The organism is Methylobacterium oryzae (assembly GCF_021398735.1).
Classification (GTDB): domain Bacteria; phylum Pseudomonadota; class Alphaproteobacteria; order Rhizobiales; family Beijerinckiaceae; genus Methylobacterium.
Genome location: NZ_CP090349.1, coordinates 1,309,613 through 1,325,503, shown reverse-complemented (window position 1 = coordinate 1,325,503; position 15,891 = coordinate 1,309,613). Strand labels below are relative to the sequence as shown.

General features: G+C 72.2%; 14 protein-coding genes. 9 read left to right on the top strand and 5 right to left on the bottom strand.

From position 1 onward, the window contains the following. The first annotated feature begins 11 nt into the window (after nucleotides 1–11). From LXM90_RS06380 to LXM90_RS06370, 3 genes are read left to right on the top strand one after another with little or no spacing between them, the layout of a single operon-like run. Nucleotides 12–857 carry an SDR family NAD(P)-dependent oxidoreductase gene (locus LXM90_RS06380; RefSeq protein WP_020090601.1) on the top strand — a complete coding sequence of 282 codons (846 nt, stop codon included), beginning with the start codon at nucleotides 12–14 and terminating at the stop codon, nucleotides 855–857. Between the two features lies 1 nt (nucleotide 858). Then, entirely contained in the window at nucleotides 859–1,761 is a 903-nt protein-coding gene (locus tag LXM90_RS06375; protein ID WP_234082081.1) for an alpha/beta hydrolase, read from the top strand. Next, a complete protein-coding gene (locus LXM90_RS06370) occupies nucleotides 1,758–3,224 on the top strand; it encodes a flavin-containing monooxygenase (RefSeq protein ID WP_234082079.1) in 1,467 nt (488 codons plus the stop codon). Before LXM90_RS06375 ends, LXM90_RS06370 begins: the two co-directional genes overlap by 4 nt. A gap of 68 nt (nucleotides 3,225–3,292) precedes the next feature. Here the strand turns inward: LXM90_RS06370 and LXM90_RS06365 are convergent, their stop codons facing one another. Further along, on the bottom strand, nucleotides 3,293–3,946 hold the full coding sequence (locus LXM90_RS06365) for a protein-L-isoaspartate O-methyltransferase family protein (RefSeq protein WP_234082076.1): 654 nt from the start codon (nucleotides 3,944–3,946) through the stop codon (nucleotides 3,293–3,295). 317 nt (nucleotides 3,947–4,263) lie between these two features. Here LXM90_RS06365 and LXM90_RS06360 point away from each other — a divergent pair, with 317 nt between their 5' ends. Together LXM90_RS06360 and LXM90_RS06355 are read left to right on the top strand one after the other, a co-directional pair. Beyond that, nucleotides 4,264–5,538 (top strand): PQQ-dependent sugar dehydrogenase, encoded by a 1,275-nt coding sequence (locus LXM90_RS06360; RefSeq protein ID WP_170855136.1) that lies wholly within the window; start codon nucleotides 4,264–4,266, stop codon nucleotides 5,536–5,538. Continuing rightward, nucleotides 5,538–6,128 carry a c-type cytochrome gene (locus tag LXM90_RS06355; RefSeq protein WP_234082073.1) on the top strand — a complete coding sequence of 197 codons (591 nt, stop codon included), beginning with the start codon at nucleotides 5,538–5,540 and terminating at the stop codon, nucleotides 6,126–6,128. Before LXM90_RS06360 ends, LXM90_RS06355 begins: the two co-directional genes overlap by 1 nt. A gap of 144 nt (nucleotides 6,129–6,272) precedes the next feature. Here the strand turns inward: LXM90_RS06355 and LXM90_RS06350 are convergent, their stop codons facing one another. Further along, nucleotides 6,273–7,043 (bottom strand): MOSC domain-containing protein, encoded by a 771-nt coding sequence (locus LXM90_RS06350; RefSeq protein ID WP_042671271.1) that lies wholly within the window; start codon nucleotides 7,041–7,043, stop codon nucleotides 6,273–6,275. 198 nt (nucleotides 7,044–7,241) lie between these two features. On the opposite strand from LXM90_RS06350, the gene clpB reads away from it, so the two are divergent. From clpB to LXM90_RS06330, 4 genes are all read left to right on the top strand, one after another. Continuing rightward, nucleotides 7,242–9,866: an ATP-dependent chaperone ClpB gene (gene clpB / locus LXM90_RS06345; RefSeq protein WP_020090608.1), complete on the top strand. Its 2,625-nt coding sequence runs from the start codon at nucleotides 7,242–7,244 to the stop codon at nucleotides 9,864–9,866. Between the two features lie 182 nt (nucleotides 9,867–10,048). Beyond that, on the top strand, nucleotides 10,049–10,498 hold the full coding sequence (locus tag LXM90_RS06340) for a hypothetical protein (RefSeq protein ID WP_020090609.1): 450 nt from the start codon (nucleotides 10,049–10,051) through the stop codon (nucleotides 10,496–10,498). A 334-nt stretch (nucleotides 10,499–10,832) separates the two neighbouring features. Beyond that, nucleotides 10,833–11,294 carry a hypothetical protein gene (locus tag LXM90_RS06335; protein WP_020090610.1) on the top strand — a complete coding sequence of 154 codons (462 nt, stop codon included), beginning with the start codon at nucleotides 10,833–10,835 and terminating at the stop codon, nucleotides 11,292–11,294. Between the two features lie 258 nt (nucleotides 11,295–11,552). Then, nucleotides 11,553–13,502 carry a DUF4139 domain-containing protein gene (locus LXM90_RS06330; protein WP_042671285.1) on the top strand — a complete coding sequence of 650 codons (1,950 nt, stop codon included), beginning with the start codon at nucleotides 11,553–11,555 and terminating at the stop codon, nucleotides 13,500–13,502. Between the two features lie 94 nt (nucleotides 13,503–13,596). On the opposite strand, the gene LXM90_RS06325 is transcribed toward LXM90_RS06330, so the two are convergent. Genes LXM90_RS06325 through LXM90_RS06315 form a run of 3 tightly spaced genes read right to left on the bottom strand, consistent with a single transcriptional unit; the run spans nucleotide 13,597 to nucleotide 15,780 of the window. Further along, nucleotides 13,597–14,493: an inositol monophosphatase family protein gene (locus LXM90_RS06325; RefSeq protein ID WP_026604536.1), complete on the bottom strand. Its 897-nt coding sequence runs from the start codon at nucleotides 14,491–14,493 to the stop codon at nucleotides 13,597–13,599. Then, nucleotides 14,490–15,065: an NUDIX domain-containing protein gene (locus LXM90_RS06320; RefSeq protein ID WP_082558041.1), complete on the bottom strand. Its 576-nt coding sequence runs from the start codon at nucleotides 15,063–15,065 to the stop codon at nucleotides 14,490–14,492. Before LXM90_RS06320 ends, LXM90_RS06325 begins: the two co-directional genes overlap by 4 nt. Before the next feature lie 7 nt (nucleotides 15,066–15,072). After that, complete coding sequence (locus tag LXM90_RS06315) at nucleotides 15,073–15,780, bottom strand: glutathione binding-like protein (protein ID WP_020090613.1); 708 nt, start codon at nucleotides 15,778–15,780, stop codon at nucleotides 15,073–15,075. Between the last annotated feature and the right edge of the window lie 111 nt (nucleotides 15,781–15,891).

The window sequence follows — 15,891 nt, the reverse complement described above, 5'->3', positions numbered from 1 at the left end:
GGGGGCGCGGTTTGGCACAGCGGTTCCAACTCGCGGGCGCGGTGGCCCTGATCACCGGGGCGGCGAGCGGCATCGGCGCGGCGCTGGCTGAGGGCCTCGCCGCGAAGGGCTGCACCCTTCTCCTGGTGGACCGAGACGAGACCGGCCTCGCGGCCGTCGCCGCGAAGATTTGTGGCGTCACGGTGGAGACGCGCGTCCTCGACCTCACGGATGCCGAGGGGATCCGCGCGCTGCCCGCCTGGGTCGCGGAGCGGTCCGGGCATCTCGACCTCCTCATCAACAATGCCGGCGTCGCCCTCGGCGGCCGGTTCGACGAGACGCATCTCGACGATTTCGAGTGGCTTCTCGACATCAACCTGCGCGCCGTCGTGCGGATGTGCCACGCCTTCCTGCCGATGCTCCGCGCCCGGCCGGCGGCGCAGATCGTCAACCTGTCGAGCCTGTTCGGTCTGATCGCGCCGCCGGGCCAAGTCGCCTACTGCACCAGCAAGTTCGGCGTGCGCGGCTTCTCGGAGGCGCTGCGGCACGAGTACGCCGGCACCGGCCTCGGGGTGACGGTGGTCCACCCGGGCGGCGTCGCCACCGCCATCTCCCGCAACGCCCGCGGCCGGCGGCCGCCGAGCGATCCGGAGGCTGCGAAGCGCGCGGCCGTAGAGGACGAGGAGGCGCGGGAGGCGTTCGGCAAGCTCCTGACCCTGGCGCCCGCCGACGCGGCCGCCGCCATCATCCGCGGCATCGAGGCCCGGGCGCCCCGGATCGTCATCGGCAAGGACGCGAAGAACGCCGCGCTGATCCAGCGGCTGATGCCGGTGGGCTACTGGAAGACGATTGTGCGCCTGTCCGGCGGGACGCTCTGAGATGGCGAGCCTGCGCGCGTATTTCGGGGCTTACATGGTCCGCAGCCGGGTCCGCGGCCCCCTGTCCCGGGCGCGGGACGCGGCCGCGTTCCGCCGGATCTTCGAGGCGCCGACCTTCCCCGACCCCAAGGGTGTCACCTACGAGCCGGGCATCGTCGGCGGGGTCAAGGGCGAGTGGGTCCGGCCGAAAGCGGGCCCCGGCCGGCGGATGCTCTACATCCACGGCGGCGGCTTCATCGCCTGTTCGCCCCGTACGCACCGTCCCGTCACCGGCGCGCTGGCGAACCGGGGCTTCACGATCTTCGCGCCCGAGTACCGCCTCGCCCCCGAGCACCCGTTCCCCGCGGCGGTCGACGACGTCACGGCGGTCTGGGCGGCGTTCAGCGCCGAGGGCGCCGCCTGCGTGGCGGGCGAGTCGGCCGGCGGCAACCTCGCCCTCGTGCTGATGGGCGAGGCCCGCGCCCGCGGCCTGCCGATGCCCTGGGCGGCGGCCCTGTTCTCGCCGGCCACGGACTTCATGTCCGAGGACGGATCGCGGGTGACCAATGCGTGGCGCGACGCCATGTTCGACCCGCAGGCGCTCGCGGCGATCCGGCCGATGTATCTGGGCGCCGCCGATCCGGCCGATCCGCGGGTCTCGCCGCTCTACGGCGACCCGACCGGCTTCCCGCCGCTGCTGTTCCATGTCGGCGCCCGCGAGGTCCTGCGCGACGATTCCGTGCGCATGGCGGAGCGGGCCCGCAGGGCCGGCGTCGAGACGGAGCTCAAGCTGTTCCCGGTCGTGTCCCACGCCTGGCAGTTCGCCGCCAGCATGCTGCCGGAGGCGCGGACCTCCCTCGACGAGGCCGCGGCCTTCCTGACGGCGCACGCGCCGCACACCCCGTCCGGGAGCACCCTGCGATGACCGAGCCCGCGGACGAGACCCTGGCCGTCCTGATCGTCGGCGCCGGATTCTCGGGGCTCGCGATGGCGATCCGCTGCCGGCAGGCGGGCATCGGCCCGCTGCGGGTGATCGAGAAGGCCGACGGCATCGGCGGCACGTGGCACGACAACACCTACCCGGGGGCGGCCTGCGACGTCCCCTCGCACCTCTACTCGCTGTCCTTCGCGCCGAAGGCCGACTGGAGCCGGATGTACGCGCCGCAGCCGGAGATCCTGGCCTATCTCCAGGACACCGCCGAGCGGAACGGCCTGACGCCCCTGATCCAGCTCGGGACGACCTTCACCGGCGCCACCTGGGACGCGGCGCGCGCCCTGTGGCATGTGGAGACCGACCGGGGACCGATCACGGCGCGCGCGATCGTCGCGGGCATGGGCGGGCTCCACCATCCGGCCTACCCGGACATCCCCGGCCGCGACGCGTTCGCCGGCCCCGCCTTCCACACCGCGACGTGGGATCATTCCGCGGCGCTGGCGGGCAAGCGAGTCGGGGTGATCGGCACCGGCGCCAGCGCGATCCAGGTGGTGCCGGAACTCGCCGCCGTCGCGTCGCACCTGACGCTGTTCCAGCGCACCCCGCCCTGGATCATGCCCAAGAACGACCACGCCATCGCGGAGCGGGCCCGGGAGCGCTACCGGCGCCTGCCGCTCAGCCGGCGGCTCGAGCGGGCGCGGCTGTTCTGGCTGCACGAGGTGCGGGCGCTGCTCGGCTTCACCAAGGTCTCGAAGCTCACCGGCCAAGCCGAGTCCCTGGCGCGGCACCATCTCGCCAAGGCGGTCCCCGACAAGGCCCTGCGGGCGAAGCTGACGCCGAATTACCGCCTCGGCTGCAAGCGGGTGCTGATCTCCGACGAGTACTACCCCGCGCTCCAGCGTCCGAACGTCACCCTGGAGACGGACGGCATCGCCCGGATCACCGAGACCGGCGTGACCACCGAGGCCGGGCAGCATCACGACCTCGACGTGATCGTCTACGCCACGGGCTTCGACGTGGCCGCGACCTTCGCGCGGATGCACCTCGTCGGCCGCGACGGCCGGAGCCTGACCGAGGCCTGGTCCGGCGGCGTGGGCGCCTACCAGGGCATCACGGTCGCGGGATTCCCCAATTTCTTCATGCTGCTCGGGCCCAATACCGGGCTGGGCCACAACTCGGTCGTCTCGATGATCGAGATCCAGGTGCAGCACGTCCTCGACTGCCTGAAGGCGCTGCGCCGCGGGAGGCAGACCATCGAGGTCCGACCGGAGGCCCAGGCCCGGTTCGTGGACCGGATCCACAGCCGCATGGCCGACAGCATCTGGCAGGCCGGCGGTTGCCGCAGCTGGTACCTCGACGCGACCGGGCGCAACAACACCCTCTGGCCCGACTCGGTGATGGCCTATCGCCGGAGCGCCCGCCGGGCCCGGCTGGGGGATTACAGGCTCGGCTGATCGGGGCCTGCGGCGCCGTCACGGATCCGCCCGCGCCGACGGGGGCGGACGCGATCCGGCGCGCGCTGTCAGAACGCGAAGCCCGCCTCCGCCGCGAAGGCCTCGAGACCGGGCAGCGACGCGTCGAACAGCGGCCGAGCGCCGAACGCGTCGCCGGCACGCACGAAGAGCGTGACCTTGGCGTTGCGGTGCGGACCGAACACGCAGACCAGGCGACCGTCGTCCTTGAGCTGGTTCAGCAGCGCCTGCGGCCGGACCTCGACCCGGCCGCTGATCAGGATAACGTCGAAGGGGCCCTGCTTGGGCGCGCCGTCGGCGATCGGGCCTTCGATCACCTGGGCGGCGGCGCCGAGCCGGGTGCGCGCCGCCGCGGCGAGATCGGGCACCGATTCCAGCGCCGTCACCTGCGCGCCGAGTTCCGCCATGACGGCGGCGGCGTAGCCGTAGCCGGTGGCGACGTCGAGGGCGGCGACGCCCGGCCGGACCCGCAGGGCCTGGATCATCCGGGCTACGACCATCGGGGCCGGCATGCAGCGGGTCTCGCCGCCGGCCTCGCCCAGGTTCAGGGTCTGGTCGATATACGCGAAGGGCTCGCGGCCCTTCGGCACGAAGGCCTCGCGCGGCACGGTGTCGAACGCGTCGAGCACCGTGTTGTCGTTCACGTCGAAGGTCCGCAACTGGCAGTCGACCATCATCCGCCGCGCCTGCGCGTAATCGATCATCGATACGTGTCCTCGAACCGGATCGGAACGCCGCGTCGGCCGGGCTCCAGCGGACGGCCGGCAGCCCCGGCCAAGCCTAAGCTTCCCGGACGGGGGGCGTTTTCGGAGATCATTGCCCAAAACGCAAGGTGAGCCGACGCGACAGCCGAAGATGGCCCCGGAGGACGCGGCGGCGCACCGAATCCCGGCCGACGTTACGGCGGCCGCGGAGTGTCGCCTCCCTGCCGCCCGGGCCGGTCGCACTCCCCGGCGGACCGTTGAATAAAGAGTGCAGAGCGAGCGGGCGGTCCGCGAGGCCGCCGCCACCGGGAGACATCATGACGCCGATCAGCCAGCCGATCCTGACCCGCGGCCTCGCCGCCGCCCTCGCCGGACTGAGTCTCGGCCTGATGGGATCCGGCCCGGTCGCCGCGCAGGAGACGCCCGCGACCGCCGCCCCGCCCCCCAATGTCCAGGTCGATCGCGGCTCGGCCCTCTACGGCCGCCCCGAGGGCGGCGCCGCGGCCAAGCTCGCGCCGGTGGCCGGACCGCCTCTGGCGACCGCGGCCGCCAAGCTGCCGCTCGACAAGCTGAAGGTCCCGGAGGGTTTCAAGATCGAGGTCTACGCCAGCGGCCTCGCCAACGCCCGCGAGATGACCCAGGCGCCGGACGGCACGCTGTACGTGGGCACCCGGACGGTGGGGAAGGTCTACGCGGTGCTGCCGAACCCGGACGGTGACGGGAAGCGCGCGGTGAAGACCATCGCGACGGGCCTGCACCGGCCGAACGGCGTCGCGTACCACGACGGTGCCCTCTACGTGGCCGAACTCTCGAAGATCTGGCGCTACGATGACATCGCCAACCACCTAGACGGTGCGGCGAAGCCGACCCTGGTCTACGACGACCTGCCGAAGGACGAGGCCCACGGCTGGAAGTTCATCGCCATCGGCCCGGACAACAAGCTCTACGTCCCGGTCGGCGCGCCGGGCAACATCGTGATGCCGCCGGACACGCACGCGCAGATCCGGCGCATGGACCTCGACGGCAAGAACGCCGAAGTGGTCGCCCGCGGCGTGCGCAACACCGTCGGGTTCGACTGGAACCCGAAGACCAAGCAGCTCTGGTTCACCGATAACGGCCGCGACTGGGTCTCCGAGGACATCCCGAACGACGAGCTGAACGTGCTCACGGAGCCGGGCAAGCAGCATTTCGGCTATCCGTACTGCCACCAGGGCACGTTCACGGATCCGGAATACGGCTGGGGCCATGCCTGCTCGGAATTCACCGCGCCGGCGGCGCTCCTCGGCCCGCACACGGCCTCCCTCGGCCTGCGGTTCTACACCGGCACGCAGTTCCCGGAGGCTTACCGCGACGCGATGTTCGTCGCCCGGCACGGCTCGTGGAACCGCACGACCAAGCTCGGCGGCGATGTGGTCGTGGCTAAGCCCGGACCGGACGGCAAGACCGCCGCGGTCGAGCCGTTCCTGACCGGCTTCCTCCAGGACAACAAGTATGTCGGCCGGCCCGTCGACGTGCTGGTCGCCAAGGACGGATCGCTGCTCGTCTCCGACGACTACAACGGCGCGATCTACCGCGTCAGCTACGGCCGGTGATGCGCCGCCCCACCCGGGCAGCCCGCGGGCTGGTCCCCGCCCTCGGCGGGCTGCTGCTGGCGGGCGCGGCGCTCGCCGCCCCGGACGCGGCGATGCAGGAGCGCCTCGCCCCCTGCATCGGCTGCCACGGGGCCGGCACGTCGGCGACGGAGGGCGTGCCCTCGCTCGGCGGGCAGCTCCCGGACTACGTGGTCACGCAGCTCTTCCAGTTCCGGGAGAAGCAGCGGGAGGCGCCGCCGATGAACGAGGTCGCTGCCGGATTCTCCGACGACGACCTGCGCGCCTACGCCGACGCGGTGGCGACGCTGCCGCCGCCCGCCTGGTCCGGGCCACAGGCCGACGCGGCCCTGGCGGCGCGCGCGCAGGCGCTGGTCACCAAGCACCAGTGCAATTCCTGCCACGGGCCGGACCTCGCGGGCCGGGATGCGATCCCGCGGATCCGGGCGCAGCGGGAGGAGTATCTCGCCAAGGCGCTCGCCGGCTACAAGTCGAACGCCCGGCCCGGCTACGATCCCGCCATGAACGAAGTCGCGCAGGGCCTGAGCGAGGCGGATATCAAGGATCTCGCGGCCTACGTGTCGCGGCTCTGACACGACGTCTCTCTGGCCGCGCTCACCCGTGATCGCGAGCGCAGCGAAGTGACCCAGGGCGGCGCGCGGCGTGTCAGCGTGGCGCTGCCTCGCTCGCTTCGCTGCTCTCGCAACGACGGCAGCGCTGGGATCACCCGTCGCGCGTCACCCCACCACGCGCAGCGCGTCGCCCCGCGCCAGCGGCCCGCCGGCGATCACCTCCGCGTAGACGCCGAGGTCGCGGTGCCCGAGGCGTGCGTCGAGGGTCCAGGGGATGTCGCAGTCGCGCACGCCACTGACCGGGTCGACGTTGGTGGCGGCGCAGCGCACGGTCCGCTTGGTGATCTTGAGCCGCAACCCGCTCGGCGCCTCGACCACCTGCCCGACCATCTCCAGCTCGGCGAAGGGTTCGAGCCCCTCGACCAGCAGATTGCCGCGGAAGCGCAGCGGGTCCACGGGCGCGCCGAGGTAGTCCTCCACCGCGGCCACGCTCGCCCGGTTGATGAGCGACACGTAGCCGGTCGGGGAGTCGGTGAACCGGTACTGCGGCGGCGCGGCGAGGACCTTCGGCTCGCCCCGGAGGCTCTCGGGGACGTAGCGCCGCATCAGCTCCGCGAGGCCCTCGCGACCCGCCTCGGTGTCGAGCCGGAAGGCCTGCGGGTCGCCGTACCCCTCCACGGTCAGCGTCGCCGTGGCATCGTCGTAGCGGGTGCGCAGGCGGGCGAGCGCCTCGTCGCGCATGAGCATCAGGTACTTGGTCTTGGGCTGGTGGCGGGGCGCAACCGCGTTGAAGCCCGACGGACCGTTCTCGATGGCGTAGAGCCGGTCGCCCGGGAAGTGGCCGCTGGTCTCGAGCTCCGCCCGCTCGACGGGTTCGGGGCTCAGGCCCTTCACCGGGTAGCGATACAGGGCGCTGACATGAATCAATGCGGTCATGCGCGGAGCGTGGCCCTGAAATGATCCGGCGCGCAAGAGCTTCGCGGCCCCTTGTGGTGCTCAATTGCAACACCACATCGGGTCTACCGGCGGCCACCACGGCGCCGGGGCCCTCGCGCGGCGGATAGCCGGAGGGCGACGTTTCGGTGGCGCCGCGCCTCTCATCGGGCGGCGGATGCCGGTACGGGAGGGTTGTGCATGAACTTCGAGAAGTACACCGAGCGCGCCCGCGGCTTCGTGCAGGCGGCTCAGAACCTCGCGATGCGCGAGGGACATCCCCAGCTTCAGCCGGGCCACCTGCTCAAGGTGTTGCTCGACGATCCGGAAGGCCTCTGCGCCGGCCTGATCGACCGCGCGGGCGGCCAGTCGCGCGTGGCGCTCGCACAGACTGAGCAGTGGCTCGCCAAGCAGCCGAAGGTCTCCGGCAACGCGGCCGCCCCGCAGGCGACGCGCGAGCTGATGCGCCTGTTCGACACCGCCGAGAAGGCCGCCGAGAAGGCGGGCGATTCCTACGTGACGGTGGAGAGGCTGCTCCTCGCCCTCGCGGTGGAGAAGGATTCCGAGGCCGGCCGCGCGCTCCAGGCGGCGGGCGTCACCCCGGCCTCGCTCAACGCCGCGATCAACGCGCTGCGCAAGGGTCGCACCGCCGACAACGCCTCGGCTGAGAACGCCTACGACGCGCTGAAGAAGTACGCCCGCGACCTCACCGAGGCCGCCCGGGACGGCAAGCTCGACCCGGTGATCGGCCGCGACGAGGAGATCCGGCGGACTATCCAGGTCCTGTCCCGGCGCACCAAGAACAACCCGGTGCTGATCGGCGAGCCCGGCGTCGGCAAGACCGCGATCGTCGAGGGTCTGGCCCTGCGCATCGTCAACGGCGACGTGCCCGAGTCCCTGCGGGACAAGAGCCTCCTCGCCCTCGACATGGGCGCGCTGATCGCCGGCGCGAAGTATCGCGGCGAGTTCGAGGAGCGGCTGAAGGGCGTGCTCTCCGAGGTCACGGCGGCCGAGGGCGGCATCATCCTGTTCATCGACGAGATGCACACGCTGGTCGGCGCCGGGAAGGCGGACGGGGCCATGGACGCCTCCAACCTCCTGAAGCCCGCCCTCGCCCGCGGCGAGCTGCACTGCGTCGGCGCGACCACGCTCGACGAGTACCGCAAGCACGTCGAGAAGGACGCGGCGCTCGCCCGGCGCTTCCAGCCGGTCTTCGTGTCGGAGCCGACCGTGGAGGATACGGTCTCGATCCTGCGCGGCCTGAAGGAGAAGTACGAGCAGCACCACGGCGTGCGCATCCAGGATTCGGCCCTGGTCGCGGCCGCGACGCTGTCGAACCGCTACATCACCGACCGGTTCCTGCCCGACAAGGCGATCGACCTCGTGGACGAGGCCGGCTCGCGCCTGCGCATGCAGGTCGATTCGAAGCCCGAGGAGCTCGACAACATCGACCGCGAGATCGTCCGGCTGAAGATCGAGGGCGAGGCGCTGAAGAAGGAGACCGATTCCGCCTCCCGCGACCGGCTGGTCCGGCTGGAGAAGGAACTCGGCGACCTGGAGGAGCGCTCGGCGGCGATCACCGCCCGGTGGAAGGCCGAGAAGGACAAGCTCGGGACGGCCGCAGGCCTCAAGAAGAAGCTCGACGAGGCCCGCAACGACCTCGCCGCTGCGCAGCGCCAGGGCCAGTACCAGCGCGCCGGCGAGCTCGCCTACGGGGTGATCCCGGGCCTGGAGAAGCAGCTCGCCGAGATCGAGGCGAAGGCCGAGAACGGCCGCGACGCGATGATGGAGGAGGCGGTCACGCCCGCCCACGTCGCCGGGGTCGTCTCCCGCTGGACCGGCGTGCCGGTCGACAAGATGCTGGAGGGCGAGCGGGAGAAGCTCCTGGCCATGGAGGAGGCGCTGTCCAAGCGCGTCGTCGGCCAGCGCGAGGCGGTGGAGGCGGTCTCGACCGCGGTCCGGCGCGCCCGCGCCGGGCTTCAGGACCCGAACCGGCCGATCGGCTCGTTCATGTTCCTGGGCCCGACCGGCGTCGGCAAGACCGAGCTGACCAAGGCGCTCGCCGGCTTCCTGTTCGACGACGACACGGCGCTCGTGCGCATCGACATGTCCGAGTACATGGAGAAGCACGCGGTCGCCCGGCTGATCGGCGCGCCTCCGGGCTACGTCGGCTACGAGGAGGGCGGCGCCCTCACCGAGGCCGTGCGGCGCCGGCCTTACCAGGTCGTGCTGTTCGACGAGGTCGAGAAGGCGCACCCGGACGTGTTCAACGTCCTGCTGCAGGTTCTCGACGACGGGCGGCTCACCGACGGCCAGGGGCGGACGGTCGACTTCCGCAACACGCTGCTGATCATGACCTCGAATCTCGGGGCCGAGTATCTGGTGAACCAGCCCGCGGGCCAGGACACCGACGCGGTCCGCGAGGAGGTGATGGGCGTGGTCCGGGGCCACTTCCGGCCGGAATTCCTGAACCGGGTCGACGAGATCATCCTGTTCCACCGCCTCGCGCGGTCGGAGATGGGCGCGATCGTCGAGATCCAGCTCAGGCGCCTGCAGAAGCTCCTGGACGATCGCAAGATCACCCTGGAGGTCGACGAGGAGGCCAAGAACTGGCTCGCCGACAAGGGCTACGACCCGGCCTACGGGGCGCGGCCGCTGAAGCGGGTGATCCAGAAGAACGTCCAGGATCCGCTGGCCGAGCTGGTGCTCTCCGGCAAGGTCCATGACGGCGAGACGGTGCCGGTCCGCCTCGGCCCAATGGGCCTGATGATCGGCGACGTGACGGTCGGGGCCGAGCGCCGCCCGGTCAACGCGACGCTGAACTGATCGGCCGGACGGTCGAGGGGCGGCGCACCGGCACTCGGTGCGCCGCCCGGTCCGTCGCGCCTCTCGGACACGGGCCCTCACGAGGCGGCCCCCGCGGGAGGACGGGCGCGCCGCATCGACCGTCGATGCCGCGATGAGCTAGTGCGCTGGACAGAGCGGACGGGTACCCGAATCCTGGCGCCATGCGCCCTGCCGTCGCCGCCCTTCTCGTCGCCGTGCCGCTCGCCGCAGCGGCGGACGATCTCCCGCCGCCGGTGGCTGCGGCCATCGCCGAGGTCGAGGCCGCCTGCGGATCCGCGCCGGCGAGGATCGATCCGTTCGTCATCGACCGGCAGGACGTGAACGGTGACGGGGTGCCGGACTTCATCCTCAACGTCGGCGGCCTCCGATGCGGCGACGAAGAAGTCTCCCAGTGCGGCCTCATGGGATGCCCGAAGATCGTCCTCGCATCCTCGAAGAACGGGTTCGTCCTGGTGCTGGACATCTACGCGCACGACCTCCGGTTTCGCGCGCTGAATGGCCGGCCGGCGGCTTCGGCGAACGACGAGGGATGGAATTGCGGCTCGGTCCGGAGGGGGCCGGGCCGCACGACCTTCCTGTGGGACGGGACGCGCTTCGCCTGCGCCGAGTAGAGGTTGTCTGGCTTTCCGGCGCCGCAGGCAGGCGGTCGCTCCCCGGGTCGACGCTCCGGGAAGCGCCGGGCGAGCACAGGACCGGTCGCCCACCCTCGCTGGATGCGCGGATGTCCGATACGGCTTCGGCGCCCTCGCCGGTGACGTCGCCCTGTCGAGCGGCGCCCTCATTCCCGCTGTCGACCGTGCCCCCAGCGTCGCGGTCACCATCCGTCCGGACGGCGCGAACGCGCTGCGCGCCTGGGTCGGAGGAAGGCCCGGGGCGTAGCCTCCATCGGGGCCGCGATGAGCTAGTGCGCTGGACAGGGCGGACGGGCCTGAGGATCCTGGCCGCATGCGTCGCGCCCTCGCCGCCCTGGCTCTCGCCCTCCCGCCCGCCGTCCCGCTCACCGCCGCGGCGGACGATCTCCCGCCGCCGGTCGCGGCGTCGGCCGCGCGGGCCGAGGCGTCCTGCGGGTCCGAGCCGGCCACGCTCAAGCCGGGCTTCATCACCCGCCAGGACGTGAACGGCGACGCTGTACCGGACTTCATCCTGGATTTCGCGGCCGTCCAATGCGGCGATGACGGGTCCGCCGCGTGCGGCACCGCGGGCTGCGAGATGCAGGTCTTCGCCTCGACGACGGACGGGTTCGTGGACGCCTTCGACGCCGTCGCCCACGACCTCCGATTCCGCACGGTGGGAGGCCGCCCGGCGGTCATCGTCGATATGACCGGGGCGACGTGCGGACGATCCGGGCAGGATCCGTGCGGCGCGATCGCCGTCTGGAACGGCAGGACATTCGGCCGGACACGGTAGGGTGCATCCGCGGACCGCAGCCTTCCCCCATCGCGCCGCCGTTCCCATCCCGCCGCATCGGCGCCGCGACCCGGCGCGCCCCGGCGCGGACAGCACGGGAGGGGCGCCCGCGATCGGTTCACGCCCGCGCGCGTCACGAAGCCTTTGCCGGACGGCGCGCGGTCGGCCAGGGTGGGACCGCGTGCGGCGGGCGCGCCCTGACTGGAGCCAGACGAATTGATCCGATCGCATCTGACCTTAGCCGGAGTCCTCGTGTCCATGATTGCAGCCGCATCGCCCCTGATGGCAGCGCCCGACGGCATCCGCGCGGTGACCTTGTCGAGCGGCGGCCTGGCCGAAGTGACCCTGGTCCATGCCGTCGACGGCGACGGGACGATCGGGCTCAGCGTCCGGCCCGAGCAGGTCGACGACATTCTCAAGAGCCTCGTCGTGCGCGATCCCGTCGGAACCGTCGGCGCCCTGCGCCTGGACGGGGTGGATCAGGCCGACGAGACCCTGCGGACGATGCCGTTCACCGCGGACGACCTGTCCGCGCCGACCCGCCTCGTGGGCAAGCTGCAGGGCGTCCCGATCCGGGTCCAGAGCGGCGGGCGCACGCTCGAAGGGCGGGTGCTCGGCGTCTCCGAGCGGAATGCCGGGACCGGGACCGGCGACGTCTCGATCCTGACCGTCCTGACCGCGACCGGCACGCTCGAATCCGTGCCGATCGAGGACGGCGCCTCCGTGACGATCCTCGACCCGGCCATGGCGGCCAAGATCGCCGAGGCTATCGCGGCGGCCGGGAAGACCAAGGTCGGCGACGCCCACCGGGTCGAGATCGCCGTCTCCGGGCAGGGCCAGCGCGAGGTCCGGTTGACCTACGTCGTCGCCGCGCCCGTCTGGAAGACGAGCTACCGCATCGTCGATGGCGGCGGCGGGCGCGCGAACCTGCAGGCCTGGGCCATCATCGAGAACGCCCTCGGCGCCGACTGGACGGGCGTCGACGTCACCCTCTCGTCCGGGTCGCCGGTGGCGCTCCTCCAGCGCCTGCACAAGCGCTACTGGCGCAAGAGACCGGAGGCGCCGGTAATGGTCGAGGATGTCGGCATGCCGGACCTCGACCCGGGCACGGTCGCGTCGAAGTCGGTCGCGCGCCTGCGCGCCCCGGCCCCCGCCGCCGCGCCTCTTCCGGCCCCGATGGCGCGGATGGACACCCGCGACAGCCGCATGGAGGCCGCGGAACCGAGCTACGACGCCGCGGCCGCCACCGCGGGCGCCGCCGCCAGCGAGGGGGATGTCGCGGCGAACTTCACGCTGCCGCATCCGGTCGATCTGCGCGCCGGCGGCACGCTGTCGGTGCCGTTCCTCGATACCGAGATCGAGGCCGAGCGGGTCGCCCTCTGGAAGCCAGGCCAGGGGGTTCACCCGATCGCGGCCCTCCGGATCCGCAACAGCGCCGGCGCGACCCTGCCGGCGGGCCTCATCACCCTCTACGACCGCAAGGCCGGCTACCTGGGGGACGCCCGTCTGCCCGCGACGCCCGTCGGCGAGCAGCGGCTCGCCAGCTTCGCCCTCGACCGCAAGGTCGCCGTCCAGGCGGAGACCGCGCCGAGCGACGCCCTGACCAAGATCACCGTGGTCGACGGCGTGGCGCGCGCGACGGTGATCGCCCGGGAGGTCACGACCTACACGATCAAGGGTGCGCCGGACGCCGCCCGCTCCGTGATCATCGAGCATCCCCGACGGGATGGCTGGACCCTCACCGCGTCCGCTCGCGACGGCGAGACCCCCACGGCCTATCGCCTCAAGGTCGCGGTTCCCGCCGGCGGGACGGCCGAGACCCGGGCCGTGCTCGAGCGCGTCCGGATCGACGCCTACGACCTCGTCGACGCCGACGAGGCGCTGCTCGTCCGGTGGGCCTCCCTGGCGACCGACCCGGAGCTGGGCGGCAAGCTCAAGACCCTCTCCCAGGCCCGCGCCGAGGTCGCCGCGGCGACCCGGACCGTCGAGGAGATCGGCGAGCGCGCGGCGAAGGTGCAGGCGGAGCAGGAGCGCATCCGCAGCAATCTCGGCGCCGTTCCGAAGGACAGCGAGCTGGCGCGCCGCTATCTCAGCCGCATGGGTGCCCAGGAGGACGAGCTGGCGAAGCTCGATGCCGCCCGGACCCAGGCCGAGGACGGGCTCAGGGCGTCGCAGGCGCGGATCCGGTCGCTGATCGCGGCGCTCTGAGAGCGGTCCCGGATCCCCGCGCGATCCGGGACCGCCCGATCGACGGCCATCCCGGCCCGGACGCGGCCCGGACGCGGCCCGGCAGGGCCCTGTCCTAGGCGGGGCGGATGGCCGTCGCCAGATCGGCGGCCTGCGCGCGATCCCGGCACACCAGCCAGAGGTCGTCATGGGCCGACAGCTCGGCGTCGAACAGGTCCACGAAGTCCGCCGGCGGATCCCCGAGATCGGGCCAGTGGAACAGGCGGAAGCCCAGCGCCTCGAACAGCGGGAGGATCGGGCCCAGGTCCCACAATCGGTTGTTGCTCAGGGTCGCGTCGAGGCGCCCGGTGGCCAGGAGCGCGGCGTCCGAGATCGCCCCGCCCTCGCTCCAGGGGAACCAGCCGCGGCCGTAATCCAGGGTGTAGCGCTGCGCCGTCACCGACAGCCAGCCGACATGGCCGGTCCGGCGCTCCGGGCGCTCGAGCGGGCGCAGCGCCGTCGTCATGCGGCCGCCGCGGGTCGGGGCCCAGTAGGCGCGGCCCTCGCTCGCCGCCAGCAGGAGACCCTCCGTGGCTTCCGCCGGTACGCCCCCGGCCGGTGCGGAGCGGTCCTCGTTCCAGGCCGGCAGGCTCATGACGCACGCCCGGGGCCAGCCACCGCGGCAGGCCGCCACCATCACGCCCCAGCCCGACAGGCCGCCCGCGAAGGGCCGGGTCCCGTCGATCGGGTCGCCCACGAAGGTCCAGGCGTCGCGGGCGAGCAGCGCCCGGGCCGCCGCCTGTCCGAGATCCTCGGCGGTCTCCTCCTCGATCAGGTCGGGGCCGAACCGCGCGTGCATCAACCGACTGACGGCGAGGTCGGCCTCGGTCAGCGCTTGGCCGAGATCCGGACCCTTGTTGCTCATCGCGAGGCCTCGCGCCCGCATGGCGAGGGCCAGCGGGGCCGCCTCCTCGGCGAAGGCGAGCATCGCCGCGAGGACATCCGGCGCGGGTGCGGTGGGCGAGAGGGTCATGCGGCGAACAGTTCGGGGCTTCGGAGCATCAGGGCCTGGACGAGAACCAGGGTCTTGAGATCGGGCAGGCGGCCGGCCCGGGCCTGTTCCGCCAGCGCGGCCAGCGGCATCTCCACGGCCACCACCTGCTCGCCCTCCGCGTGCAGACCCCCGCCGGGGCCGACCCGGTCGGCCGCGGCGTAGGGTGCCAGGTAGAGCCAGAGGCGCTCCGAGGACACGCTCGGCATGCTGTAGGCGTGGGCGACCGGCTCCAGCCGGGTCAGCCGGACGCCCGCCTCCTCCATCGCCTCCCGGATCGCCGTCGCCTCGGGGGCGCCCCCGTCGAGGCCGCCCGCCGGGGCTTCGTCGAACTCGGCCGACTCACCCCAGAAGGCGGGCCCGACCCGCGCCTGACGGACGAGCAGCGCCACGCGCCGCTCGGGATCGTAGGGCAGCACGCAGGCCGCCTGCCCGTGGTCCTCCAGCGCCCGCCGCACGGTGCTGCCGTCCTGCAGCGTCAGCGTGGCGATGCCGAAGGTGTTCCAGCCGCGGTGGATCACCTGCAGCGGCAGGGCGGGCGGGATCTCGACCATGATCCGGTCAGCGCTTGGTGCTGGCGGCGGTCTGGCCGAACATCACCTTCTTGGCATCCTCGCTCATGGTCTTGCCGAAATCGGGATTGACCTCCGGGGCGCGGGCATAGGCCGCCTTGGTGGCGGGCCGCTCGGCGATCGCCGTGAACCAGCGCTTGAGGTTCGGGTGCTGGTCGAGGTTCTGCCCCTGCTTCTCCCACGGCACGATCCAGGGATAGCAGGCCATGTCGGCGATGGAGTAGTCCGGCCCGGCGACGAAGGCGCGGTCGGCCAGCCGCCGGTCGAGGACGCCGTAGAGCCGGTTGGTCTCGTTGACGTAGCGCTTGATCGCGTAGTCGATCTTCTCGGGCGCGTACTGCGAGAAGTGGTGGTTCTGGCCGAGCATCGGGCCGAGGCCGCCCATCTGCCAGAACAGCCATTGCAGCACCTCGGCCCGGCCGCGCGGGTCACCCGGGATGAAGCGCCCGGTCTTCTCGGCGAGGTAGAGCAGGATCGCCCCCGACTCGAACAGCGTGACCGGCGCGCCGCCGCCCGCCGGCTCGTCGTCGACGATCGCCGGCATCCTATTGTTGGGCGCGATCTTGAGGAAATCCGGGTTGAACTGCTCACCCTTGCCAATATTGACGGGATGAATGTGGTAAGGAACGCCCGCTTCTTCGAGAAACATCGTGATCTTATGGCCGTTCGGCGTCGGCCAGTAATGGAGTTCGATCATCGGCTGGTGTCCCGCTATGCCCCCGGCGGACGGGAAGTGGGTCGGCGCGCCGCTCCGGTCAAGCATGGTGCCGGCGACGACGCCGGCGGCGCACGCAGGGCTGGGCATCCG

Excerpts from the sequence above, each read along its gene's own strand:
- LXM90_RS06320 (WP_082558041.1), bottom strand. The coding sequence starts at position 15,065 with ATGGTCGAGATCCCGCCCGCCCTGCCGCTGCAGGTGATCCACCGCGGC.
- LXM90_RS06315 (WP_020090613.1), bottom strand. The coding sequence starts at position 15,780 with ATGATCGAACTCCATTACTGGCCGACGCCGAACGGCCATAAGATCACG.
- LXM90_RS06350 (WP_042671271.1), bottom strand. The coding sequence starts at position 7,043 with ATGACCGCATTGATTCATGTCAGCGCCCTGTATCGCTACCCGGTGAAG.
- LXM90_RS06335 (WP_020090610.1), top strand. The coding sequence starts at position 10,833 with ATGCGTCGCGCCCTCGCCGCCCTGGCTCTCGCCCTCCCGCCCGCCGTC.
- LXM90_RS06360 (WP_170855136.1), top strand. The coding sequence starts at position 4,264 with ATGACGCCGATCAGCCAGCCGATCCTGACCCGCGGCCTCGCCGCCGCC.
- LXM90_RS06365 (WP_234082076.1), bottom strand. The coding sequence starts at position 3,946 with ATGATCGATTACGCGCAGGCGCGGCGGATGATGGTCGACTGCCAGTTG.
- LXM90_RS06325 (WP_026604536.1), bottom strand. The coding sequence starts at position 14,493 with ATGACCCTCTCGCCCACCGCACCCGCGCCGGATGTCCTCGCGGCGATG.
- LXM90_RS06355 (WP_234082073.1), top strand. The coding sequence starts at position 5,538 with ATGCGCCGCCCCACCCGGGCAGCCCGCGGGCTGGTCCCCGCCCTCGGC.
- LXM90_RS06375 (WP_234082081.1), top strand. The coding sequence starts at position 859 with ATGGCGAGCCTGCGCGCGTATTTCGGGGCTTACATGGTCCGCAGCCGG.
- LXM90_RS06340 (WP_020090609.1), top strand. The coding sequence starts at position 10,049 with ATGCGCCCTGCCGTCGCCGCCCTTCTCGTCGCCGTGCCGCTCGCCGCA.
- clpB (WP_020090608.1), top strand. The coding sequence starts at position 7,242 with ATGAACTTCGAGAAGTACACCGAGCGCGCCCGCGGCTTCGTGCAGGCG.
- LXM90_RS06370 (WP_234082079.1), top strand. The coding sequence starts at position 1,758 with ATGACCGAGCCCGCGGACGAGACCCTGGCCGTCCTGATCGTCGGCGCC.
- LXM90_RS06330 (WP_042671285.1), top strand. The coding sequence starts at position 11,553 with ATGATTGCAGCCGCATCGCCCCTGATGGCAGCGCCCGACGGCATCCGC.